The sequence below is a fragment of the Flagellimonas sp. genome, from assembly GCF_965601775.1.
Lineage (GTDB): Bacteria > Bacteroidota > Bacteroidia > Flavobacteriales > Flavobacteriaceae > Flagellimonas.
Genome location: NZ_OZ271837.1, coordinates 1,152,481 through 1,175,000, shown reverse-complemented (window position 1 = coordinate 1,175,000; position 22,520 = coordinate 1,152,481). Strand labels below are relative to the sequence as shown.

Annotated in this window: 22 protein-coding genes, 4 tRNA genes and 1 rRNA gene; 16 read left to right on the top strand and 11 right to left on the bottom strand. The window is 40.9% G+C overall.

What is annotated here, in order from left to right:
* Positions 1 to 43: 43 nt before the first annotated feature.
* From ACSLUF_RS05600 to ACSLUF_RS05590, 3 genes are all read right to left on the bottom strand, one after another.
* Positions 44 to 120 (bottom strand) — tRNA-Ala (locus tag ACSLUF_RS05600).
* Positions 121 to 218: 98 nt separating this feature from the next.
* Positions 219 to 292: transfer RNA gene (locus tag ACSLUF_RS05595), tRNA-Ile, on the bottom strand.
* Positions 293 to 396: 104 nt separating this feature from the next.
* Positions 397 to 1,920, bottom strand: a 16S ribosomal RNA gene (locus ACSLUF_RS05590).
* A gap of 460 nt (positions 1,921 to 2,380) precedes the next feature.
* On the opposite strand from ACSLUF_RS05590, the gene thrS reads away from it, so the two are divergent.
* From thrS to rplT, 4 genes are all read left to right on the top strand, one after another.
* Positions 2,381 to 4,321: a threonine--tRNA ligase gene (gene thrS, locus ACSLUF_RS05585; protein WP_435625131.1), complete on the top strand. Its 1,941-nt coding sequence runs from the start codon at positions 2,381 to 2,383 to the stop codon at positions 4,319 to 4,321.
* Positions 4,322 to 4,411: 90 nt separating this feature from the next.
* Positions 4,412 to 4,906: a translation initiation factor IF-3 gene (infC, locus tag ACSLUF_RS05580; protein WP_435625810.1), complete on the top strand. Its 495-nt coding sequence runs from the start codon at positions 4,412 to 4,414 to the stop codon at positions 4,904 to 4,906.
* 75 nt (positions 4,907 to 4,981) lie between these two features.
* A complete protein-coding gene (rpmI, locus tag ACSLUF_RS05575) occupies positions 4,982 to 5,179 on the top strand; it encodes a 50S ribosomal protein L35 (protein ID WP_073181711.1) in 198 nt (65 codons plus the stop codon).
* A 90-nt stretch (positions 5,180 to 5,269) separates the two neighbouring features.
* Positions 5,270 to 5,614 (top strand): 50S ribosomal protein L20, encoded by a 345-nt coding sequence (rplT, locus tag ACSLUF_RS05570; RefSeq protein ID WP_106148087.1) that lies wholly within the window; start codon positions 5,270 to 5,272, stop codon positions 5,612 to 5,614.
* A 50-nt stretch (positions 5,615 to 5,664) separates the two neighbouring features.
* Here the strand turns inward: rplT and ACSLUF_RS05565 are convergent, their stop codons facing one another.
* Complete coding sequence (locus tag ACSLUF_RS05565) at positions 5,665 to 6,087, bottom strand: secondary thiamine-phosphate synthase enzyme YjbQ (protein WP_435625130.1); 423 nt, start codon at positions 6,085 to 6,087, stop codon at positions 5,665 to 5,667.
* Between the two features lie 70 nt (positions 6,088 to 6,157).
* Between ACSLUF_RS05565 and ACSLUF_RS05560 the strand changes: the two genes are divergently transcribed.
* The 3 genes from ACSLUF_RS05560 to ACSLUF_RS05550 all read left to right on the top strand — a co-directional run bounded on the left by ACSLUF_RS05560 (position 6,158) and on the right by ACSLUF_RS05550 (position 8,238).
* Positions 6,158 to 6,949, top strand: a complete 792-nt coding sequence (locus tag ACSLUF_RS05560; RefSeq protein WP_435625129.1) for an HAD family hydrolase — start codon at positions 6,158 to 6,160, stop codon at positions 6,947 to 6,949.
* A complete protein-coding gene (locus ACSLUF_RS05555) occupies positions 6,946 to 7,449 on the top strand; it encodes a cupin domain-containing protein (RefSeq protein WP_435625128.1) in 504 nt (167 codons plus the stop codon). Before ACSLUF_RS05560 ends, ACSLUF_RS05555 begins: the two co-directional genes overlap by 4 nt.
* A gap of 102 nt (positions 7,450 to 7,551) precedes the next feature.
* Positions 7,552 to 8,238, top strand: coding sequence for a hypothetical protein (locus ACSLUF_RS05550; RefSeq protein WP_435625127.1), 687 nt, complete (start codon positions 7,552 to 7,554; stop codon positions 8,236 to 8,238).
* A gap of 5 nt (positions 8,239 to 8,243) precedes the next feature.
* On the opposite strand, the gene ACSLUF_RS05545 is transcribed toward ACSLUF_RS05550, so the two are convergent.
* The 5 genes from ACSLUF_RS05545 to tgt all read right to left on the bottom strand — a co-directional run bounded on the left by ACSLUF_RS05545 (position 8,244) and on the right by tgt (position 14,513).
* Positions 8,244 to 9,431: an asparagine synthetase B gene (locus ACSLUF_RS05545; RefSeq protein ID WP_435625809.1), complete on the bottom strand. Its 1,188-nt coding sequence runs from the start codon at positions 9,429 to 9,431 to the stop codon at positions 8,244 to 8,246.
* 97 nt (positions 9,432 to 9,528) lie between these two features.
* Positions 9,529 to 11,076 (bottom strand): replicative DNA helicase, encoded by a 1,548-nt coding sequence (gene dnaB / locus ACSLUF_RS05540; protein ID WP_435625126.1) that lies wholly within the window; start codon positions 11,074 to 11,076, stop codon positions 9,529 to 9,531.
* A gap of 169 nt (positions 11,077 to 11,245) precedes the next feature.
* Positions 11,246 to 12,199: an acetyl-CoA carboxylase carboxyltransferase subunit alpha gene (locus ACSLUF_RS05535; RefSeq protein ID WP_435625125.1), complete on the bottom strand. Its 954-nt coding sequence runs from the start codon at positions 12,197 to 12,199 to the stop codon at positions 11,246 to 11,248.
* 101 nt (positions 12,200 to 12,300) lie between these two features.
* Entirely contained in the window at positions 12,301 to 13,383 is a 1,083-nt protein-coding gene (locus ACSLUF_RS05530; protein ID WP_435625124.1) for an LptF/LptG family permease, read from the bottom strand.
* Positions 13,383 to 14,513, bottom strand: a complete 1,131-nt coding sequence (gene tgt, locus ACSLUF_RS05525) for a tRNA guanosine(34) transglycosylase Tgt (RefSeq protein WP_435625123.1) — start codon at positions 14,511 to 14,513, stop codon at positions 13,383 to 13,385. The genes ACSLUF_RS05530 and tgt overlap by 1 nt, the downstream gene beginning before the upstream one ends.
* A 158-nt stretch (positions 14,514 to 14,671) precedes the next feature.
* Between tgt and ACSLUF_RS05520 the strand changes: the two genes are divergently transcribed.
* From ACSLUF_RS05520 to ACSLUF_RS05510, 3 genes are read left to right on the top strand one after another with little or no spacing between them, the layout of a single operon-like run.
* Entirely contained in the window at positions 14,672 to 15,517 is an 846-nt protein-coding gene (locus ACSLUF_RS05520) for a transketolase (protein ID WP_435625122.1), read from the top strand.
* Positions 15,518 to 15,534: 17 nt separating this feature from the next.
* Positions 15,535 to 16,488 carry a transketolase family protein gene (locus ACSLUF_RS05515; RefSeq protein ID WP_435625121.1) on the top strand — a complete coding sequence of 318 codons (954 nt, stop codon included), beginning with the start codon at positions 15,535 to 15,537 and terminating at the stop codon, positions 16,486 to 16,488.
* 49 nt (positions 16,489 to 16,537) lie between these two features.
* A complete protein-coding gene (locus tag ACSLUF_RS05510) occupies positions 16,538 to 17,167 on the top strand; it encodes an outer membrane beta-barrel protein (RefSeq protein WP_435625120.1) in 630 nt (209 codons plus the stop codon).
* 42 nt (positions 17,168 to 17,209) lie between these two features.
* On the opposite strand, the gene ACSLUF_RS05505 is transcribed toward ACSLUF_RS05510, so the two are convergent.
* A complete protein-coding gene (locus ACSLUF_RS05505) occupies positions 17,210 to 18,202 on the bottom strand; it encodes an FKBP-type peptidyl-prolyl cis-trans isomerase (RefSeq protein WP_435625119.1) in 993 nt (330 codons plus the stop codon).
* Positions 18,203 to 18,277: 75 nt separating this feature from the next.
* Here ACSLUF_RS05505 and ACSLUF_RS05500 point away from each other — a divergent pair, with 75 nt between their 5' ends.
* Complete coding sequence (locus ACSLUF_RS05500) at positions 18,278 to 18,661, top strand: RNA-binding S4 domain-containing protein (protein ID WP_435625118.1); 384 nt, start codon at positions 18,278 to 18,280, stop codon at positions 18,659 to 18,661.
* 22 nt (positions 18,662 to 18,683) lie between these two features.
* Positions 18,684 to 19,181, top strand: a complete 498-nt coding sequence (locus ACSLUF_RS05495; RefSeq protein WP_435625117.1) for a phosphoribosyltransferase family protein — start codon at positions 18,684 to 18,686, stop codon at positions 19,179 to 19,181.
* On the opposite strand, the gene ACSLUF_RS05490 is transcribed toward ACSLUF_RS05495, so the two are convergent.
* Positions 19,173 to 19,688: a shikimate kinase gene (locus ACSLUF_RS05490; RefSeq protein WP_435625116.1), complete on the bottom strand. Its 516-nt coding sequence runs from the start codon at positions 19,686 to 19,688 to the stop codon at positions 19,173 to 19,175. The two genes, ACSLUF_RS05495 and ACSLUF_RS05490, sit on opposite strands and share 9 nt — an antisense overlap.
* A 115-nt stretch (positions 19,689 to 19,803) precedes the next feature.
* Here ACSLUF_RS05490 and ACSLUF_RS05485 point away from each other — a divergent pair.
* The 4 genes from ACSLUF_RS05485 (at position 19,804) to ACSLUF_RS05470 (ending at position 22,518) form a co-directional block, all read left to right on the top strand.
* Positions 19,804 to 19,876 (top strand) — tRNA-Lys (locus tag ACSLUF_RS05485).
* A 51-nt stretch (positions 19,877 to 19,927) separates the two neighbouring features.
* Positions 19,928 to 20,011 (top strand) — tRNA-Leu (locus ACSLUF_RS05480).
* A gap of 142 nt (positions 20,012 to 20,153) precedes the next feature.
* Complete coding sequence (locus ACSLUF_RS05475; protein ID WP_435625115.1) at positions 20,154 to 21,053, top strand: MerR family transcriptional regulator; 900 nt, start codon at positions 20,154 to 20,156, stop codon at positions 21,051 to 21,053.
* Between the two features lie 10 nt (positions 21,054 to 21,063).
* Positions 21,064 to 22,518 (top strand): phytoene desaturase family protein, encoded by a 1,455-nt coding sequence (locus tag ACSLUF_RS05470; RefSeq protein ID WP_435625114.1) that lies wholly within the window; start codon positions 21,064 to 21,066, stop codon positions 22,516 to 22,518.
* Positions 22,519 to 22,520: the final 2 nt, after the last annotated feature.

Genomic DNA, 22,520 nt, shown 5'->3' with positions numbered 1-22,520 from the left:
AGCACCCAAAAAACAATTACAATAATTGACCCCAGGTGCCACCTGGTGGAGAATACCGGAGTCGAACCGGTGACCTCCTGCGTGCAAGGCAGGCGCTCTAGCCAGCTGAGCTAATTCCCCTTTATCAGTTGTCAGTTAACAGTCATCAGTTAACAGTACTATATAACGGTAACCCAACACCTAGAATTTCCTATTTCAAATCAATGAACTTTTCTCAGTAGTCTCGGGCAGGCTCGAACTGCCGACCTCTACATTATCAGTGTAGCGCTCTAACCAGCTGAGCTACGAGACTTCAACAATATATCATCAATGGCATTGGACAGACAACATCAGAAAGGATTCCGAACCCTCATCCCGGCGCGGGCCCGATTCTCGTATCGGGCGACCTTTCTCTAGAAAGGAGGTGTTCCAGCCGCACCTTCCGGTACGGCTACCTTGTTACGACTTAGCCCTAGTTACCGATTTTGCCCTAGGCCGCTCCTTGCGGTCACGGACTTCAGGCACTCCCGGCTTCCATGGCTTGACGGGCGGTGTGTACAAGGCCCGGGAACGTATTCACCGGATCATGGCTGATATCCGATTACTAGCGATTCCAGCTTCACGGGGTCGAGTTGCAGACCCCGATCCGAACTGTGACCGGCTTTGTAGATCCGCGCCCCCTTGCGGGGTGGCTTCCCTCTGTACCGGCCATTGTAGCACGTGTGTGGCCCAGGACGTAAGGGCCGTGATGATTTGACGTCGTCCCCACCTTCCTCACGGTTTGCACCGGCAGTCCCGTTAGAGTCCCCAACTTTACTTGCTGGCAACTAACGGTAGGGGTTGCGCTCGTTATAGGACTTAACCTGACACCTCACGGCACGAGCTGACGACAACCATGCAGCACCTTGCGGGCGGTCCGAAGAAAGGGACGTCTCTGTCCCATGCAGCCCGCATTTAAGCCCTGGTAAGGTTCCTCGCGTATCATCGAATTAAACCACATGCTCCACCGCTTGTGCGGGCCCCCGTCAATTCCTTTGAGTTTCATTCTTGCGAACGTACTCCCCAGGTGGGATACTTATCACTTTCGCTTGGCCGCCGAGCCCGAAGGCCCGACAGCTAGTATCCATCGTTTACGGCGTGGACTACCGGGGTATCTAATCCCGTTCGCTACCCACGCTTTCGTCCATCAGCGTCAGTATATAGTTGGTCACCTGCCTTCGCGATCGGTGTTCTATGTGATATCTATGCATTTCACCGCTACACCACATGTTCCGGCAACCCCACTATAACTCAAGACCTGCAGTATCAAGGGCAGTCCCACGGTTGAGCCGTGGCCTTTCACCCCTGACTTACAGGCCCGCCTACGGACCCTTTAAACCCAATGATTCCGGATAACGCTCGGACCCTCCGTATTACCGCGGCTGCTGGCACGGAGTTAGCCGGTCCTTATTCTTACGGTACCGTCAGCTCCCCTCACGAGGGGAGGTTTCTTCCCGTATAAAAGCAGTTTACAACCCATAGGGCAGTCATCCTGCACGCGGCATGGCTGGATCAACCTTCCGGCCATTGTCCAATATTCCTCACTGCTGCCTCCCGTAGGAGTCTGGTCCGTGTCTCAGTACCAGTGTGGGGGATCCCCCTCTCAGGGCCCCTAACCATCGTTGCCTTGGTAAGCCGTTACCTTACCAACTAGCTAATGGTACGCATGGCCATCCCTGTCCGATAAATCTTTAAACACCTTATCATGCGATAAAATGTTACCATGGGGCATTAATCCAAATTTCTCTGGGCTATTCCCCTGACAGGGGCAGGTTCCATACGCGTTCCGCACCCGTGCGCCGGTCGCCGGCGGATTGCAAGCAATCCCCGCTGCCCCTCGACTTGCATGTGTTAGGCCTGCCGCTAGCGTTCATCCTGAGCCAGGATCAAACTCTTCATTGTAATGCGTCATATATTATATGTCGCTCCAATACAATCCCTGAGCCCGGCACCAAAATGGTTTGTTCTAAATCTTCTCTGATTTACGCTGTCTGTTCCAATAATGCCAATGAACTTCTTTGTTCCATAAGCAAAAAAAACGCCCCGAAAGGCCCTCTTTTCCGCTACACCAAAACAATACATTTACCGTTTTAGCGGGTGCAAATATAGATAGCTTTATTTAATACCACCAAACTATTTTCAAAAAAAATTCAAAAAAAATTTAATGTATTGATTGTCAGTGTATTATTTTTAATATTTCTACCTATCCACATCTAAACAATCAAAGTCAAAAGTCCAAAAAGTTCTTAAGGTTTTGATTAAAAGCACAATAGGTAATTTACCCATTTTTTTTGAATAATCATGTATGTTGTATCCCTTAATACAAGATACTATCTTTGCCCCCCACAAACAAAAGGTGAAAATGATACAAATTACGCTTCCAGATGGAGCAATCAAAGAGGTTTCCAAAGGCACCAGTCCAATGGATATTGCCAAAAGCATTAGTGAAGGCTTGGCAAGAAATGTAATTTCAGCAAAATTCGATGACCATATTGTTGAAGTAACCACTCCTTTGACCACCAACGGAACCTTAACATTATACACTTGGAAGGATAAAGGGGGAAAGACAGCGTTCTGGCATTCATCTTCACACGTTTTGGCCCAAGCTATAGAGGAATTGTATCCTGGAGTGAAGCTAACCATTGGTCCGGCCATAGAGAACGGTTTCTATTATGATGTTGATTTTGGAGAACATTCTTTCTCTGAAAAGGACTTTCCAAAAATCGAAAAGAAAGCTTTGGAAATAGCTAGAGAGAAGCACGATTTTAAAATGAGGGAAGTTTCCAAAGATGAGGCGTTGGCTTTTTATAAAGAACGAAGTAACCCTTACAAAGTTGAGTTGATTGAGAACTTGGAAGACGGTACTATAACGTTTTGTGACCACAGTACCTTTACCGACCTATGTAGAGGAGGACATATTCCCAATACCGGAATCATCAAGGCATTTAAAGTACTTAGTACCGCAGGAGCCTATTGGCGAGGAGATGAAAATAACAAACAATTGACCCGTGTATACGGTATTTCATTTCCCAAACAAAAGGAACTGACAGAGTATCTTGAACTCTTGGAAGAAGCCAAAAAAAGAGACCATAGAAAATTAGGAAGGGAGTTGGAGTTGTTTACTTTCTCCCAAAAAGTAGGTCAAGGACTGCCTTTATGGTTACCTAATGGGGCTGCCTTACGTGAACGATTAGAGCAGTTCCTAAAAAAGGCGCAGAAAAAGGCAGGGTATGAAATGGTTGTTTCACCTCACATTGGTCAGAAAGAACTTTATGTTACCTCTGGGCATTATGCAAAATATGGAGAGGATAGTTTTCAACCTATCCATACTCCAAAGGATGAGGAAGAATTTCTGCTGAAACCAATGAATTGTCCTCATCATTGTGAGATTTACAATAGCTTTCATTTTAGCTATAAGGATTTACCAAAAAGATATGCAGAATTTGGTACTGTTTATCGATATGAACAAAGTGGGGAACTGCATGGTTTGACCCGGGTTAGAGGGTTTACACAAGATGATGCCCACATTTTCTGCACTCCCGACCAACTCAATGACGAGTTTAAAAACGTAATTGATCTTTCATTATATGTTTTGACCTCTCTAGGTTTTGACGACTTTACAGCGCAAGTTTCTGTAAGGGATCTAGACAATCTAGGGAAATATATTGGGGAGCCGGAAAATTGGGAAAAAGCAGAAAATGCTATCATCCAAGCAGCTGAAGAGAAAGGATTGGATTTTGTAGTTGAACCTGGGGAAGCGGCATTCTATGGTCCAAAATTGGATTTTATGGTCAAGGATGCGATAGGAAGAAGCTGGCAGTTAGGTACAATTCAAGTGGATTATAACTTACCAGAACGCTTTGACCTTACCTATAAGGGTAGTGACAATGAGTTGCATAGACCCATTATGATACACAGGGCACCTTTTGGTAGTATGGAACGTTTTGTAGCAATTTTATTGGAGCATACTGGCGGAAACTTCCCATTATGGTTAATACCAAACCAAGCTATGGTACTGCCTGTCAGTGAGAAACATGAAAAATATGCGGAAAAAGTTTTAAATTCTTTAGAAAATAACGAAATTCGCGCGCTCATTGATAATAGGAACGAGACTGTTGGTAAAAAGATTCGTGAAGCTGAACTCAAAAAAGTTCCTTTTATGTTGATAGTGGGTGAGCAGGAAGAAAGCGCTAACACAATATCTGTTCGTAGGCATGGTGGTGAGGACATAGGAAGTATAAGTGTAGAGGCGTTTGCAGACTTGGTGACTACTGAAATAAATAGTACCTTAAAGTCGTTCTAAAAATTTAAGTTTAATTAAAAAGTATACGTCATAGCAATACGAAGAAGATCTAGACCCCAACCAAGGAGGGAAAACAAAAACCCTCACAATATCAATGAAAAAATTACTTCCCCAGAAGTAAGACTGGTGGGAGACAATGTGGAAATGGGTGTTTATCCCATAGCCAAGGCATTAGCCAAAGCTCAGGAACTGGAATTGGATTTAGTGGAAATTTCACCAAAAGCAGCACCTCCAGTTTGTAAAATCATGGATTATAAAAAGTTTCTTTATGAGCAAAAGAAACGAGATAAGGCTTTAAAAGCAAAAGCTACTAAAGTAGTAGTGAAGGAAATCAGATTTGGGCCGCAAACGGATGACCATGATTACGAGTTTAAGAAAAGGCACGCCGAAAAGTTCTTAAAAGATGGAGCCAAACTAAAAGCCTATGTGTTTTTTAAAGGTCGTTCCATTGTGTATAAAGATCAAGGAGAAATTCTTTTGCTTAGACTAGCCCAAGAATTAGAAGAACTGGGTAAAGTGGAGCAAATGCCTAAATTGGAAGGAAAGCGTATGACTATGTTCATCGCTCCCAAAACAAAAAAGTAAATATCTGAACCAAGTTCAGCATATATAAAGCGGGACATCGAGTAATGCTTGATGTTAAATTATAAAGAGGAGAAAATGCCTAAGATGAAAACAAAATCCAGTGCCAAAAAGCGTTTTAAGCTTACCGGCTCTGGTAAAATCAAAAGAAAGCACGCTTTTAAGAGTCATATTTTGACTAAAAAATCGAAAAAGCGTAAGCTTAAGTTGACCCACTCTACTTTGGTACATGAGTCGGATGTCAACAGCATTAAGGAACAATTACGATTAAAATAATTGTTCAATCGGTACATTAATTATTAACCCTGGAGTTGGGCCATCAAAGTTCCTTTAAATAGGGCGCCTGCTACAAAAAAATGAAACATTATGCCAAGATCAGTTAATTCAGTTGCTTCAAGAGCTAGAAGAAAAAAAGTGATGAAGCAAGCCAAAGGTTACTTTGGAAGACGTAAAAACGTTTGGACAGTAGCCAAAAATGCGGTAGAAAAAGCAATGCTTTACGCCTACCGTGACAGAAGAAATAAAAAGAGAACTTTTAGAGCCCTTTGGATCACCCGTATTAATGCCGGTGCAAGATTACACGGTATGTCCTATTCCCAATTTATGGGTAAGGTGAAAGCGCAAGGAATTGAGCTTAACAGAAAGGTGCTTGCAGATTTGGCCATGAACCATCCTGATGCGTTCAAAGCCATTGTCGAAAAAGTAAAATAAAATTATTTTCCCGCTTGAAAAATCCTGCTCAATTGAGCGGGATTTTTTGTTTAAGAACCATGGGCAGTCAATACCAGTTTTCTGGGGCTCGCATTATCTCTATGTTCGCAGAGGTATACCCCTTGCCATATGCCCAGATTCAGTTTTCCTTTTGTAATGGGTATCTGTACAGAATTACCCAATAATGATGCCTTGATATGGGCAGGCATATCATCAGGTCCTTCATAGGTATGTATATAATAAGGGGCATCTTCTGGCACCATCTGATTAAAATGGCTTTCAAAATCCACTCGAACCGTTGGGTCCGCATTTTCATTTATGGTCAAGGAAGCCGAAGTGTGTTTTATAAATACATGTAAGAACCCCGCTTCAATGTGTGAAATTTCAGGAATTGCCTTTTTAATGTTTTCTGTAATCAGATGAAAACCCCTAGGAAATGGATTCAGTCTTAATTCAGTTTGAAAGTATTTCATGCTGGGAAATTAATACAAACTTTACATCATTGGAGAAACAACCGCTACCTTTATACTTTTAATTTTAGGAATGAACCTATCCAATATAAAAATGGTAGTATCCGACATGGATGGTACCTTATTGAATTCAAACCATGAAGTGAGCAATCGTTTTTTTGAACAATTTCAAGAGCTTAAAAAACGGAATATCCAATTTGTTGCTGCCAGTGGTCGACAATACCACAGCATGGCTGAAAAACTTCAAAAAATTAAGGACGATATCATCTTTATTTCAGAAAATGGGGCTTTTGTAAAAAAGGGAGATGAAGAATTGTCGGTGACTCCAATAAAACAAAGTTTGATTCAAGAAATCTTGGAAATTATTGATTCTATTGATGGAGGTTATGCCATGCTTTGTGGAAAATACAAATCCTACTTGGATGGGAGTTCCAGGTCTTTTTTGGAACAAATCAAAGAGTATTACTCTTGTTATGAAGTAGTTAATGATTATACCACAGTAACCGATGAGATTGTAAAAATTGCGGTTTATCACCGTATAAGTGCCGAAGAATACATTTATCCCAAAACCACACACCTTAGCGAGCAGGTTAAAGTAAAAGTCTCCGGACCTAACTGGGTAGATTTGAACCATGTAGAAGCCCATAAGGGAAACGCCTTGCAAGAAGTAATGAACTCTCATAACATAAAATCTGACGAAGTTCTGATATTTGGAGATTATAACAACGACATCGAAATGCTTCAACTCTCGGAATATAGTTTTGCCATGGCCAATGCACATCCTAATGTGAAAAAAGTAGCGCGATATGAGACGAGCAGTCATAATGATTTTGGCGTGGAACGAATTTTAGAGAAGCTTTTATGAGGGATATCGAAATTCTCATTAAAAAATTCAATCTAGCACCTCATCCAGAGGGAGGGTATTTTAAAGAAACTTACCGTAGTGCAGGAACCATTTCGAAAGATGCGTTACCCGAGGAATATACTAGCGAAAGAAATTACTCTACTGGCATCTATTTTTTGCTTACCTCGGATACCTTTTCTGCTTTTCATAGAATAAAACAAGATGAAATCTGGCATTTTTATTCGGGTTCCCCTTTAAAGCTTTCTATGATTTCAGACCAAGGTGATTATTCTGAACAAATCATCGGAACAGATTTTGAATCTGGACAACTTCCCCAATTTGTGGTTCCAGGTGGATATTGGTTTGCTGCGAAAACCTTGACCTCTCAAGATTATTCTTTTGTAGGATGCACGGTATCTCCTGGGTTTGATTTTGAAGATTTCATTCTTCCCAGTCAGGATGAACTTCTAAAAAAATTTCCGCAACATGAAAAAATTATCAAGGAACTTACGCGTACTTAGGTCTCCTTTTGTTAAGGAATTACACTGTTAATCAGCAAATTCACAACAATTTATTGCCGCTCTAAAGCACACCTTATAGTTTTATACTAAACACGCTAAGGTATGCTCCAATTCTTTACCACCAAGTTTGGTGGCAATAATGTATTGGGAATTCTATTCTTTTTGCTTCTGGGAGGCTTGACTACTTCATGGGGTCAAACGCCATCTACTGGTGATTTAATTAAAGTACATAATGCCAATCAAACCGAGATTAGCAGTATTTCAAATCCAGAGGATGGTATGCTTATATACAATGAAGATACTGGGCAAATCAACTTTTTCTCAGGCTCCAATTGGGTAGCACCTTCCAATGAAAGTAAAACTTTAGTATTGAATAGGGCAAGTAATGGCAATAACAACCTTATTGTTAACAGTACGAATACCTATTACGATTTTCCTGTTAACGCGACACATGAGCTCAGTAATACGGGTGGCATCTACCAAACACTTGGTAATGGTAGAATACGTGTAAATCAAGCGGGTACCTATTTCATGAGTGCGGCCTTTTCCGTACGAGATATGCCTTCTGGAGATACCAAATACATAATAGGTCTTTTTATCAATGGAGCTTTGCGTGGCTATCTTTCCAGAGGATTTGCTTCACTCCCAAATAGGGATTGGTGGGGAACTTCTGGAACCATCATTTATCCCTTACGAGCCAATGACGAGGTACGTTTCCGGTATGTAGTCAATAACAATGGTAGTCCTTTAGATGCCGTTTTTGTGAATATTGGAATCACCCAATTGTAAACTCCTTAGGTCTTCTGCTTCTTTTTTCGTGCTGCTGGGAAAAGCACATTGTTTAAAATAAGTCGATATCCCGGAGAAGTCGGATGTAATTCCAATTCCGTCTTGGGGTCCCCTACCCGATGCTGATAGTCTTCAGGGTCATGTCCGCCATAAAAAGTAAAAAAGCCTTTGCCCTTGATACCGTGAAGGTACCTTGCCTCTCCATTAATTTTGTTTTCGCCCAAAACCATTACTGTGGATTTGATTTGGTCTCGAGTAAATGCCGTGGTCTGTCCCATAAAACCTTTGACTAAGGTTGTATGATTTTGTGTAAGCATGGTAGGAACAGGGTCCCATTTGGCTGAAAACTCCATTAAGGAAAAATAATCGGATTCTCTAGGTACGTTTCTCCGCTTATTCGTCATGTCTATGGAAGAAAACTCATATCGAACCGGATTCCGTTCCAAAATAAAATTGGTGAAAGCAAAGGTGTTTTTAAAGTTCAATTTACCTTGATAATTTGCATCTGAAGGGTCTCCATCAAACATGGCCTCGCAAATATCCGTATTTTCCGCCGCAAGAGCTATATCAAAACTATCCGTTGCAGAACACATGGCGAACATAAAGCCACCTCCAATTACGTAGTTACGGATTTTCAAGGCTACCGCCCTTTTTTGCTCGGATACTTTAGAATAACCCAGTTTAGTGGCCAAGGCTTCGGCTTCTTTTTTACCTTGTATATACCAAGGAGCGGCTCGATAAGCCCCATAAAACTTTCCGTATTGCCCAGTAAAATCTTCGTGATGTAAATGCAACCAATCATACAGGGCCAGCTTATCATCCAGTACTTCCTCATCATAGACGGTTACATAAGGAATCTCTGCATAGGTTAAAACCATGGTCACTGCGTCATCCCAAGGTTGATTGCCTTTTGGGGTGTATACTGCAATTTTTGGAGCTTTTTCAAGGATTACAGCCTCTTGGTTTTGTGAGGGGCTGCTGATATCGTCCAATAATTGTTCGGCCCTTGCATCAGAAAGTACTTCGAAAGATACCCCTCGTATTTGGCATTCTTTGCGGATAGCCTCTCCATCTGGCAATAAAAAAGAGCCCCCTCTGTAATTAAGAAGCCACTGTACCTTCTGCTGTTTGTTCAATACCCAATAGGTAATGCCGTATGCTTTTAAATGGTTTTCTTGTCCCTCAGCATCCATCGGAATCAGGATTACCGAAGCTTTCAGGCTAAAGACAAAAAAGAAAAACAAGAGGGTTAGATTTCTAGCTTTCGCTCGAAATGAACGGGGGGTCTTTTTAGAATGGTATGTCATTATCATCCGGATCATCATCACTGTTCATCGCACTACCAAATGCCTCATCTGCATTTGGCAAATTTGGTGTTGCAAATGGATTCTCTCCGTCCGAATTCATCTTGGATTGGAACTCAAATGGGGAATCAAAGTCATCCAAGTTATCAAATTTACCTAAAGCCCCCACAAACTTTAACCTAATATTATCCAATCCCCCATTACGGTGTTTGGCCACGATAAACTCAGCTTGACCTTGTGTTGGGGTTCTTTCTTCATCATCCCACTCGTCTATTTTGTAGTATTCCGGTCGATAAATAAAGGAAACTATATCGGCATCTTGCTCAATCGCTCCAGACTCCCTCAAATCGGAAAGAATGGGTCGTTTACTGCCTCCCCTAGTCTCAACTGCCCGAGACAATTGGGATAAAGCTATTACCGGAACATTCAATTCCTTGGCTAACGCCTTAAGGTTTCTGGAAATGGTTGAAATCTCTTGTTCCCTATTCCCTCCTTTTTGACTTCCCCCCGCCGTCATCAGTTGGAGATAATCAATTACTATAAGCTGTATGCCGTGTTGGGAGGCCAACCTTCTGGCCTTGGCCCTAAGGTCAAAAATGGACAAGGATGGTGTATCATCGATAAACAAGGGGGCTTTTTCCAAAGCTTTTACCTTGACATTGAGTTGTTCCCATTCATGTTTTTCCAAACGGCCGGTACGCAACTTTTCGGATGAAAGTCCGGTTTCCGAAGAAATAAGCCTAGTAATTAACTGAACAGATGACATTTCCAAAGAAAAGAAGGCCACGGGTATATCCGAATTAACAGCAATGTTTCGAGCCATGGACAGCGTCAATGCTGTTTTACCCATACCCGGTCTTGCCGCAACTATAATCAAATCACTGGGTTGCCACCCTGAGGTAAGCTTATCCAATTTATCGAAGCCGGAAGGAATTCCACTGGTACCTTCTTTATTGGAAATTTCTTCAATCTTCTTTTTAGCTTGAATTACCAAATCCAAGGCTGTTTCTGCAGACCGTTTTAGATTCCCTTGGGTTACCTCATATAGTTTTGCCTCAGCACTATCCAGTAAGTCAAATACATCTGTGGATTCGTTATAAGCATCCTCAATAATTTCATTGGAGATTTTTATAAGGCTTCTTTGAATGTATTTCTGGAGAATTATGCGGGCATGAAACTCAATATGGGCTGAGGAAGCCACTTTTTGGGTCAATTTTATCAAATAAAAGTCACCCCCAACAACTTCCAGCTTCCCATCTTTCTTTAATTGGGCAGAAACGGTTAATAAATCCACCGGTTCCGAAGATTCGAAAAGTTTAAAGATAGCTTCGTAAACAAACTTATGGGCTTCCTTATAAAAAACTTCAGGATGTAAGATATCTATTACTTCATCCACTCCCTTTTTATCAATCATCATAGCTCCTAGCACAACTTCCTCTAAATCAACAGCTTGAGGTGGTATTTTACCTCTTTCAAGACTTATTAGAGTTGATTTGTCGACTCTATGACCAATAATGGGGTTAGGTTTCTCCATAAGTGCGAATGTAGCTAATTAACCTTTACTTAACCTTGGTTTCTTGACCCACCCTATCCACAGGTAATTAACATAAGGGTTGTTGATAAGTTGATTTTTGATGTTAATAACCCTCAAACTGTTTAATAGTTTTTCGGGATAATTTAAACTAGGCTCTGGATATAGGGAATCAATCGTTAAACACACCCATAGATGCGTACTTTTCCATCCTAGTTTTCACCAATTCTTTTGGTGATAACTTTTTAAGCTCTTCAAAATGGGATGAAATTTTATTCCTAACCGTCTCGAAAGTTTTTTCTCTATTGGTGTGCGCTCCACCAAGAGGTTCCTTTACAATTTCATCAACAAGCTTTTGCTTCTTCATATCTGAAGCTGTTAGTTTCAAGGCTTCGGCTGCTTGTTCCTTGTATTCCCAACTTCTCCATAATATGGAAGAGCATGATTCTGGGGAGATTACAGAGTACCATGTATTTTCCAACATCAAGACCTTGTCTCCCACGCCAATTCCCAAAGCTCCGCCAGAAGCTCCTTCCCCGATGATTACCACAATAATAGGTACTTTCAAACGGGTCATCTCCAAAATATTTCTGGCGATGGCTTCTCCTTGTCCGCGTTCTTCCGCTTCAATTCCAGGGTATGCTCCTGGGGTATCAATAAAACAAACCACCGGTATTCCAAACTTCTCCGCAGACTTCATTAACCTTAAGGCCTTTCTATATCCTTCTGGGTTCGCCATACCAAAGTTACGATACTGTCTTGTTTTGGTATTATAGCCCTTTTGTTGACCAATAAACATATAGCTTTGGTCGCCAATTTTACCCAAACCGCCTATCATCGCCTTATCGTCCTTGACGTTTCGGTCTCCATGTAATTCCAAAAAAGTATCCCCACAAATGGCATTTATGTAATCCATTGTGTACGGTCTGTTGGGGTGTCTAGACAATTGAACTCTCTGCCAGGCCGTAAGGTTTTTGTAGATATCCTTGCGGGTTTCTTCAAGCTTATTTTCTATCTGCTGGCATGTTTCTGTGACATCCACGTCACTTTCCTCACCGATGACCATGCATTTCTGCAACTGGTCTTCCAATTCTTTTATCGGGAGTTCAAAATCTAAATATTCCATTGAAGTCTGTGTCTAAAAATAGTGGGGCAAATATAAAACTTTACCGAGAACGATACCCAAACCCAATTGCCAATTAACGCGATTATGATCAGTAAAAGAATCTATCTTTTGGCTTTCATCAACATATATACCGCAAAAACCCCAAAAATCAGATTGGGTATAATTACCGCCAAAAGTGGAGAAAAACCAGACTGTTCGGCGAGCGTTCCAAATACCTTATCAAAAAAGATATAAATAAACGCCACTCCAATACCGAAAGCTAGATTTAGACCCATACCCCCTCTTCTTTTTACTGATGAAACGGCAACTGCAATAATGGTAAGTATAAACGCCGCTATTGGTAAAGCCCATCTCTTGTACTTGACCAAGATGTAGGCATTTATATTGGAAGCTCCTTTACTTTGCTGATCTTTGATGAATTCATTCAGCTCAAATAGGTTTTTGGTTTCAGCGACATAAGAAACAGGTGTTAAATCCTCAATTTTAAATGTAAACAAGGTATCCAAACGACGTTGGGTTTCAATTAGCTCCACGTCATTGCGAATCTTCCGCTTAACATAATTGGTCAACCTGTAAGTACTGTCTTTGTCCACCCATCTAATATTGGTGGCCGAAATTTTATAGTCTAGCTTTTTTATAGAATCAAAACGTTCGTAAGTGAAGTTGTACCCAATTTTTCGATTGGGGTCAAAACTGCTCACGTAGATGTAGTCATTTTCGTTGAGCTGATTAAAGATGTTGCTGGTGACCCTATCCTGTCTTCCTCTTTTAAAATACTTGTATTCAAATTCGTTAAATCCAATACTCGCGTGGGGTACGATAAACATTCCCATCATAAAAATGAGGATTGCTACCAAGGCGGCCCCTATTAAATACGGTCTTAAAAATCGGGAATATGAAACCCCAGAACTCAAAATGGCTACTATTTCGGTATTACTAGCCAATTTTGATGTGAAAAATATTATGGAAAGGAACAAAAAAATGGGAAGTAGTAGGTTTCCAATCACTAATGTGAAGTTCCCATAAAACTGAATCACCTCTATTAGGGGAGCCTCATTATCGATTATTTTTCCAATTTTTTCCGCTAGGTTGGCCATAATTCCAATCGGAACAAATAGCATAAGCATACCTAAAAAGGTGACCAGGTAGCGTTTGAGTATGTATCTATCCAGTATGGTGAGCATCACAGCCTTTTATCCATTTGACGGACCATTGTCGTTTTCCATTCCGAGAAATCGCCCGCTAAAATACGTTCTCTTGCAGTACGAACCAACCACAGGTAAAATCCTAAATTATGTATGGTGGCTATTTGTTTACCCAGAAACTCATTTGCGGCAAAAAGATGGCGTAAATAGGCTTTGGAGTATTCAGTATCCACAAAAGTGATTCCCATCTCGTCAATTGGGGAAAAATCCGCCTCCCATTTTTTGTTCTTAATGTTAATGGTTCCGTGAGCAGTAAAGAGCATTCCGTTCCGCGCGTTTCTAGTTGGCATTACACAATCGAACATATCTACACCCAATGCAATATTTTCCAAAATATTAATGGGAGTACCCACCCCCATGAGATATCTTGGTTTATCCTCTGGCAAGATATTACAAACAATCTCTGACATTACATACATCTCTTCGGCCGGTTCACCAACGGATAATCCGCCGATAGCGTTTCCTTCAGCCTCAACGGAGGCAATATATTCTGCGGATTGTTTCCTTAGGTCCTTATAGGTTGACCCCTGAACTATAGGGAACAAGCTTTGTTCATAACCATATCTGGGAGGTGTGTTTTTAAAATGATTGATACATCTGTCCAACCATCTATGGGTCATATGCATCGACCTTTTTGCATAATCATAATCACAAGGATACGGCGTGCATTCATCAAAAGCCATTATGATATCTGCTCCGATAGTCCTCTGGATATCCATGACGCTTTCAGGACTAAAGAAGTGTTTGCTCCCATCGATATGGGATTTAAAAGTGACCCCTTCTTCTTTTATTTTTCGATTATCGGAAAGGGAATACACCTGATAGCCCCCACTATCCGTTAGTATGTTTCTGTCCCATCCCATAAACTGATGCAGCCCGCCGGCCTTCTCAAGTATTTCCAAGCCAGGGCGCAAATACAGGTGATAGGTATTTCCCAGAATGATATCAGGATTAATATCCTGTTTTAATTCACGTTGATGAACCGCCTTCACAGAGGCAACGGTCCCAACAGGCATAAAAATTGGTGTTTGAATTACACCATGGTCGGTTTCCAAAGTTGCAGCCCTTGCTTTGGTCGCTTTGTCCTTCTGAATTAAATCAAATTTCAAATCAAATCCTTGAGTTGGCAAATATAGCCATCTCCGTTTTCCCAATTCCTAACAAAAAAATAAAGTTGAGTTTCCGAAATCGTTTACGTAAAATAAACCTCAAGTTCTTGCTTACCCCATAGATAGCGGTTACATTTGGAAAAGTTAAAAAATAAACCATGCCCAACTACGACGAATTAAATCAACTGGTGACCCAAGTAAGACGGGACATCCTTCGAATGGTGCACAAGGTAAATTCTGGACACCCAGGAGGTTCACTGGGTTGTACCGAATTTTTTGTTGCCCTTTACAATGAAATCATGGAGTTAAAAGATGGATTTGATATGGACGGAAAAGGAGAAGATATCTTCTTTTTGTCCAATGGACACATCTCTCCCGTTTTTTATAGTGTATTATCCCGAAGAGGATACTTTCCTTTGGAAGAGTTAAATACCTTCCGGTTGATTGACTCTAGACTACAGGGACATCCCACAACCCATGAGGGTCTACCAGGTGTACGAGTCGCCTCTGGGTCTTTGGGACAAGGTATGTCTGTGGCGATAGGAGCGGCTCTGGCGAAAAAATTAAACGGTGACGACCACTTGGTTTTCAGCTTACATGGGGATGGAGAATTACAAGAAGGTCAAAATTGGGAAGCTATAATGTACGCTGCTGGCAACAAGGTGGATAATTTAATTTCCACTGTGGATAGAAACGGGCAGCAGATTGACGGAGCAACTGAAGATGTGCTTCCTCTGGGTGATGTTGCCGAAAAATTCAGGGTGTTTGGTTGGGACGTATTGGAAATTGAGAATGGCAATGACCTTGAACAGGTAATTAATGGTCTGAATGAGGCCAAATCAAGAACAGGCAAGGGCAAACCGGTCTGTATTGTGATGACTACAGAAATGGGCAATGGAGTTGATTTTATGATGCATACCCATGCATGGCACGGAAAGGCGCCCAGCGATGAACAATTGCAGACCGCATTATCTCAAAATCCGGAAACACTAGGGGATTACTAACACTAAGGAAATTCAAAATGACAAAATATACAGACCAAGGAAAACAGGATACTCGCAGTGGTTATGGAGCAGGAATGACCGAATTGGGGCGTACCAATCCCAATGTGGTAGCGTTGTGCGCAGATTTAGTGGGTTCCCTAAAAATAGACACCTTTATTAAAGAAAGTCCAGAACGCTTTTTTCAAGTAGGTATTGCGGAAGCCAATATGATGGGTATTGCCGCTGGACTAACCATAGGAGGAAAAATACCTTTCGCTTCCACATTTGCAAACTTTGCGACGGGAAGGGTCTATGACCAAATCCGACAATCTATCGCATACTCTGGAAAAAATGTAAAAATCTGTGCCTCCCACGCTGGACTTACCCTGGGAGAGGATGGGGCAACCCACCAAATTTTGGAAGATATTGGCATGATGAAAATGCTTCCGGGAATGACTGTAATTAATCCTTGTGACTTTAACCAAACCAAAGCGGCTACCATTGCCATTGCGGAACACCAAGGACCGGTATATTTGCGTTTTGGAAGACCGAAAGTCGCCAATTTTACCCCCGTGGACCAAAATTTTGAGATAGGAAAAGCGCTTATGCTCAATGAGGGAACTGATGTAACTATTATTGCTACTGGGCATTTGGTTTGGCAATCCCTTATCGCTGCGGAAAATTTGGAAAATCAGGGCATTTCTGCGGAAGTAATCAATATTCACACGATTAAACCTTTGGATGATGAAGCGATTCTAAAGTCTGTAAAAAAGACTGGATGCGTGGTTACCGCTGAAGAGCACAATTATTTAGGAGGTCTAGGCGAAAGCGTTTCTAGGGTACTTGCCACCCATCACCCTGCTCCACAAGAGTTCGTCGCCACCAAAGATACTTTTGGCGAAAGTGGAACTCCAGAACAGTTGATGGAAAAATATGGATTGAACAATAAAGCCATTGAAGCAGCCGTTCTTAAGGTGTTAAAACGAAAGTAAATCTTGGCAACATTTTTGTTTCGTTTTAACCTATCAAAACGAAACACTTATGAAAAAAACACTTTTTATGGCGGCCATGCTCATGGCTAGCACATTTACTTTTGCACAATCAGGGACTGGATTTGGGATAAAAGCCGGTATTAGCTACAACGAAAATGGAGATTTAATCAGTTCCATTGGAGATGCGGGTCAAAATATTGTTGAAGGTGCCGATGGTCGGGCTGGATTCCACGTAGGCTTTTGGGGCAAACTGGATTTTCCAAAACTTTATATACGACCTGAGTTAGTTTTTACTCGTACACAAAGCACCTACGATTTGGACGGTTCCTCTACGGATTATTCTGTATCCAAACTGGATTTACCTGTATTGTTGGGTTATAAAATCATTGGGCCCTTGCATATTTTTGCAGGACCTGCCTTTCAATATACCTTAAGCAATGATTTGGATGGGGTAAATATTGAAGATGTAGAAAATGACTTTACCGTTGGATTAAACATCGGTGCCGGAGTCAATCTGGGAAGAATCGGACTGGACGTCCGTTATGAACGTGGTTTCTCTGAGAATGAAGCCCAGTTTGTTTCTGATAATATTGCAGATATCCAGGGACGGGTAGATTCTCGACCTGCACAAGTGATATTTAGTTTTTCCTATAAACTTAGTCAAGGAAATAGGAGGTAAAATCAATATGTAAAAGGAAAAGCCCGCTTAAAGCGGGCTTTTTTAGTTTGTATCTGGGTCCAAATAATCCGGAACCCCATCATTATCTGAGTCTGGAAAAGGTCTAATAATATTCCCATCTTCATCAGTAATTTCTTCTCGAGTTGAAATCCCGTCACCATCATCATCCCCATCTTGAAAATTAGCCAAAGGTGGAAACTCGGAATCTGAATCTGTGTTATCATTATACAGATAGCCATCACCATCCAAATCCTCTTCTATCGAAGGAATTCCATCACCATCATGATCGGTATTGTTCAAGGTAAATAAATCAACTGTAAAAATAAGCGGACTGTATTGAGGTATCGATGCGCTTAAAGCATTGAACGACCCCAAGCCTGAAGGAAAAATAATAACCCCAACGCCAAAATTTTCGACGGTTACAGTACCATCACCATTCTCTACAATATTTTCACCTCTTTGTATAAAGGGCATACCTTCCGTGAAACCCCTAAATCCTTGGGTAAGGTCCTGTAACCTGGCTAAGTCAAACCAAACCGGATTAGCGGCACCGTCAAACACGCTGCCATCCAGTAATTTACCTTCCCAGCGGACAAAAACAGAATCAGCAACGGTTGGAAAACATTCTGGACAAGTGCCAGCAGCTTTAAGACTGGCAACCTCATCGTTTGTCGGTCGGGCTGACAGATAATAAAGTCTATGGGGGATATCATTCTCCTCCACTTCAAGTCCGTGCTCAAAAGAGGACACTGTAATGTCTACATTGTCAACAAATTCGGAAAGAGGCCTCTTATCTGCATTATCACCTGCAATCGTATCGATAACTATTTTAAAATCAAAACCAGCTGGTGGGGAAGTAAATTCCTCGTAATTGTAGAAGTGGGTTTGTAAAAACTCTTGAATTTCCTCATCATTTTCAGGAGCGACCTCGGCTAGCAATCGAGGAGGTACAGCTTCCAAATTAGGTCCATCATCATCGCTACAGGAGAAAAACAAGGTGGCAAACAATGAAAATACTAAAATTCTTTTCCGCATCAATTCCTTTTTAGCGACGCAAGATACAATTTTCCATTATTTTTGATTAAGGCCTTAACAAAGATTTGAGCCTCTATGCGAATTGATAAATTTCTTTGGTGCATCCGATATTACAAAACTAGAAGCATCGCTACCGAAGCCGTCAAAAAAGGTCAGGTTCGCGTCAATGGGGATATTATTAAACCCTCAAGGGAAGTTTTTCCCATGGATCAGGTCGTTGTTCGTAAAAATCAGATTGACTACCTCTTTACCATACTGGATATCCCAGAAAGTAGGGTTGGGGCCAAACTCGTGGATGTTTATAGAAAAGACACCACACCAAAAGAAGCTTTTGAACACAATGAGCTTTTAAGGTTTGCCAAAGATTATTATCGAAAGAAAGGGTTGGGCCGCCCTACCAAAAAAGATAGGAGGGATATTGACGATTATCTAGAAGATTCAGACCAAGAACTTTCTTAATTTTAAATTCAACTTTGACAACATGGAAAATCGCATTTTGACCCACAAACAGATTCAACATAAAATCAAAAGGATTGCATATCAAATCTATGAAGCCAATGTGGACGAAAAGGAAATTATAGTTGCAGGTATTGAAGGAGGAGGTCTCAATCTAGCCAACAAGATTGCTGCGCTTCTCAAAAAAATAACAGATGCCGAAATCTCCTTGTGTAAAGTCAGAATGGATAAGGAGAATCCCTTGGAAAGCGGAGTCAGCACATCAATTAGTGAGGAAGTTTATAAGAATAAGTCAATAGTATTGATTGATGATGTGCTTAACTCGGGCACCACACTTATTTACGGTGTTCATCATTTCCTAAAAACGCCAATCAAACAACTAAAAACTGCGGTTCTTGTCAACAGAAATCATAAAAAATTTCCAGTCAAGGCCGACTATAAAGGAATTTCCCTCTCTACTTCATTGCATGAGCATGTGCATGTTACTTTCGAATCAAAGAACTTTGCAGTGTATTTAGAGTAAGAAATTTTTAATCTCATTCGTTATTTCTCCAACACTTTTTCCATCACAGATAATAGTTTCTTTTGCCCTAGCATAATAAGACCTTCTTTCAAACAAATGTTTACCGATAAATTCTGGTAAGTCGGCATCATCGATATTTTGGACCAAAGGTCTCGAATCCTTTTCCAATTTAATTCGCTCTACCAAAATTGGAATGGACAGTTGCAGATAAACGGAAAGATCGCTTGTATCCAGAATAGCCTGCATATTGTTTCCATAGCAGGGCGTCCCGCCGCCTGTGGAAAGTACCATCGGAGTTTTGTTTTGAAGTAATTCCTGTAGATATTCATATTCCTTTTTCCTAAAGAAAATTTCACCTTTTTCTGAAAAAATCTCAGGAATGGTCTTTCCCATTTGATTCTCGATATATCCATCCAAATCCACGAAATCCAAATCCAAACTTTTGGCAAGGGATTGTCCTATAACAGATTTACCGCTTGCCATATAACCTACAAGAACTACTTTCATAATTGACTTCAAGAACTGTTACCAACAAAATCACAAATTTATCATTATTTAGACTTGTCAAATAAATTATAGCGCTTATATTTGCACCCGCTTAAAGGAATTTTATAAGCATTTTGACCTGATAGCTCAGTTGGTAGAGCATCTCCCTTTTAAGGAGAGGGTCCTGGGTTCGAGCCCCAGTCAGGTCACAAAAAGTTAAGCTCTTGCTTAACTTTTTTTGTTTACCTTCAAGTCGATGAGCCCACGTGGTGGAATTGGTAGACACGCTACCTTGAGGGGGTAGTGTCCTTACGGACGTGCTGGTTCGACTCCAGTCGTGGGCACAAAACCGCAGTATTTGCGGTTTTTTTTTGCCTTTTTTTCAACACTTTCAACAAAACTCCAAAGAATAACCAAATTTTAAGACTTCATATTAGGTCAAGCAAAGATAAATCGTAACTTTGTTTAACGTTTATATTGAAAAGGATGAACAATGTAAAGAAGTCTTTCAGCATCCGAGATATGGAAAACCTATCCGGAATCAAAGCCCATACTATACGAATTTGGGAAAAACGGTATAACCTTTTCACTCCAGAACGGACGAGTACCAATATTAGATATTATAGTCTTCAGAGTCTTCAGAAGCTTTTAAATGTTACCCTTCTCTACAACAATGGCTACAAAATCTCCAAGATAGCAAAGCTGGATGAGTCGCATATTCCAATCATTGTCAGGGAGATAGTTGCCAATAATAGTGAAAAAAACCATGCGATAAATGCCTTTAAATTGGCGATGATCAATTTTGACCAGACTCTTTTTCTGAATACCTACAGTAGTTTACTTTCCGAAAGATCATTCCGGGATATTTTCAATGAGGTTTTTATCCCTTTATTAAATGAATTGGGATTATTGTGGCAAACGGACACGATAAGTCCGTCGCATGAACATTTTATCACCCATTTAATTAAACAAAAAATTTACATTAACACGGAAAAACTACAGTTGGTAGAACCGATTAAAAAGGATAAGGTTTTTGCGCTTTTCTTGCCGGAAAATGAAATTCACGAGATTGGATTACTCTATTTGAACTATGAGATTACCCTAAGAGGGTATAAATCCATTTATCTTGGTCAAACCATGCCCATAGAGAGTTTGGTAGATCTTTTAAAGTACTATGACAATATCCACTTTGTCTCCTACTTTACTGTATCCCCAACCAAAGATGAACTTGATGCCTATTTTGATAAGTTTTCCAAAAGACTAAATCTTTCAGGCAGTTCAAAACTTTGGGTTTTGGGGCATCAGATCCAATATATCACGGAAAATAAATTGCCAACTTCGGTACAGACCTTTAATTCCATAGAACATTTGATTTCAATCTTATAAGTTGTCCTAAATGAAAAAGATTGCTATCATAGGTTCTGGTTTTTCATCCTTATCCGCTTCTTGCTATCTCGCCAAGGCTGGATATGAGGTTCACGTTTTCGAGAAAAACGAAACCGTAGGAGGTAGGGCAAGACAGCTGATTAAGGACGGCTTCACCTTTGATATTGGTCCCAGTTGGTATTGGATGCCTGATATTTTTGATAAGTTTTTCGCTGATTTTGGAAAGAAGACTTCCGACTACTATCAACTTGATAAACTGGACCCAGCCTACAAAATCTTTTTTCAAGACGATGTTATTACCATTGGGGATTGCATGGATAAAATCTGTGAGGAGTTTGAACGTATAGAAGCAGGCAGCAGTAATCACCTCAGACAATTTATTGGAAAGGCTCAAAAAAATTACGACATAGCCATTAACAAGGTAGTATTGAGACCAGGTCTTTCACCCATCGAATTGGTAACCAAAGAAACCGTACTCCGAGTGGACCAATTCTTCAAAAGTATAAGTCAGGAAGTCCGAAAAAAGTTTAAAAACCCAAAACTTATTTCAACGCTTGAATTTCCAGTACTTTTTTTGGGTGCGAAACCCAATAAAACTCCTTCCTTTTACAGTTTCATGAACTTTGCTGATTTCGGTTTGGGCACTTGGCATCCTAAGGGTGGCATGTATGAAATCATTAAGGCCATGAAGGCATTGGCGGAAGAACTGGGGGTCTCGTTTCATATGCAAAACGCTGTGAAACAGATAGTTGTAGAGAATGGCGAGGTCACTGGTATTAAAACTTCGGAAGCTTTGCACGAGGCAGACTACGTAATCAGTGGAGCGGATTACCACCATTCCGAAACGCTTTTGGAAGATAAATACAGGCAATATTCAGAATCATATTGGGAAAACAGGACCTACGCGCCCTCTTCCCTACTGTTCTATGTGGGCTTCACTAAAAAATTGGAAAACATCGAGCATCACAACCTGTTCTTTGACACCAATTTTGAGCGTCATGCGGAAGAAATCTACGATGAACCCAAATGGCCCAGTGAACCTCTTTTCTACGTAAACTTCCCTTCAGTTACTGACAGTACTATGGCACCCAAAGACCGCGAAGCGGGTTTCTTTTTGATTCCTATCGCTCCAGGATTGGAGGATACCTCTGAGTTAAGGGAACAGTATTTTGATATTATTCTAGACCGATTTGAAAAACGTACCGGGCAAGACGTTAAAGACCATATTCTTTTTAAAGAGAGTTTTTGTGTCAATGATTTTATTGAGCAGTACAACTCATACAAAGGCAACGCCTATGGCATGGCCAATACGTTGAGGCAGACTGCATTTTTGAGACCTAACCTGAAAAGCAACAAAGTAAAAAATTTGTATTTTACAGGACAGCTGACCGTTCCAGGCCCTGGAGTCCCTCCATCCTTGATATCCGGAAAACTTGTATCCGACCTCATTCTAAAAACCGTTTAACG

What these genes read in the sequence shown, in the direction of transcription:
- thrS (WP_435625131.1), top strand. Translation starts at nt 2,381, where the DNA reads ATGATACAAATTACGCTTCCAGATGGAGCAATCAAAGAGGTTTCCAAA.
- rpmI (WP_073181711.1), top strand. Translation starts at nt 4,982, where the DNA reads ATGCCTAAGATGAAAACAAAATCCAGTGCCAAAAAGCGTTTTAAGCTT.
- rplT (WP_106148087.1), top strand. Translation starts at nt 5,270, where the DNA reads ATGCCAAGATCAGTTAATTCAGTTGCTTCAAGAGCTAGAAGAAAAAAA.
- ACSLUF_RS05565 (WP_435625130.1), bottom strand. Translation starts at nt 6,087, where the DNA reads ATGAAATACTTTCAAACTGAATTAAGACTGAATCCATTTCCTAGGGGT.
- ACSLUF_RS05560 (WP_435625129.1), top strand. Translation starts at nt 6,158, where the DNA reads ATGAACCTATCCAATATAAAAATGGTAGTATCCGACATGGATGGTACC.
- ACSLUF_RS05555 (WP_435625128.1), top strand. Translation starts at nt 6,946, where the DNA reads ATGAGGGATATCGAAATTCTCATTAAAAAATTCAATCTAGCACCTCAT.
- ACSLUF_RS05550 (WP_435625127.1), top strand. Translation starts at nt 7,552, where the DNA reads ATGCTCCAATTCTTTACCACCAAGTTTGGTGGCAATAATGTATTGGGA.
- ACSLUF_RS05545 (WP_435625809.1), bottom strand. Translation starts at nt 9,431, where the DNA reads ATGGATGCTGAGGGACAAGAAAACCATTTAAAAGCATACGGCATTACC.
- dnaB (WP_435625126.1), bottom strand. Translation starts at nt 11,076, where the DNA reads ATGGAGAAACCTAACCCCATTATTGGTCATAGAGTCGACAAATCAACT.
- ACSLUF_RS05535 (WP_435625125.1), bottom strand. Translation starts at nt 12,199, where the DNA reads ATGGAATATTTAGATTTTGAACTCCCGATAAAAGAATTGGAAGACCAG.
- ACSLUF_RS05530 (WP_435625124.1), bottom strand. Translation starts at nt 13,383, where the DNA reads ATGCTCACCATACTGGATAGATACATACTCAAACGCTACCTGGTCACC.
- ACSLUF_RS05520 (WP_435625122.1), top strand. Translation starts at nt 14,672, where the DNA reads ATGCCCAACTACGACGAATTAAATCAACTGGTGACCCAAGTAAGACGG.
- ACSLUF_RS05515 (WP_435625121.1), top strand. Translation starts at nt 15,535, where the DNA reads ATGACAAAATATACAGACCAAGGAAAACAGGATACTCGCAGTGGTTAT.
- ACSLUF_RS05510 (WP_435625120.1), top strand. Translation starts at nt 16,538, where the DNA reads ATGAAAAAAACACTTTTTATGGCGGCCATGCTCATGGCTAGCACATTT.
- ACSLUF_RS05505 (WP_435625119.1), bottom strand. Translation starts at nt 18,202, where the DNA reads ATGCGGAAAAGAATTTTAGTATTTTCATTGTTTGCCACCTTGTTTTTC.
- ACSLUF_RS05500 (WP_435625118.1), top strand. Translation starts at nt 18,278, where the DNA reads ATGCGAATTGATAAATTTCTTTGGTGCATCCGATATTACAAAACTAGA.
- ACSLUF_RS05495 (WP_435625117.1), top strand. Translation starts at nt 18,684, where the DNA reads ATGGAAAATCGCATTTTGACCCACAAACAGATTCAACATAAAATCAAA.
- ACSLUF_RS05490 (WP_435625116.1), bottom strand. Translation starts at nt 19,688, where the DNA reads ATGAAAGTAGTTCTTGTAGGTTATATGGCAAGCGGTAAATCTGTTATA.
- ACSLUF_RS05475 (WP_435625115.1), top strand. Translation starts at nt 20,154, where the DNA reads ATGAACAATGTAAAGAAGTCTTTCAGCATCCGAGATATGGAAAACCTA.
- ACSLUF_RS05470 (WP_435625114.1), top strand. Translation starts at nt 21,064, where the DNA reads ATGAAAAAGATTGCTATCATAGGTTCTGGTTTTTCATCCTTATCCGCT.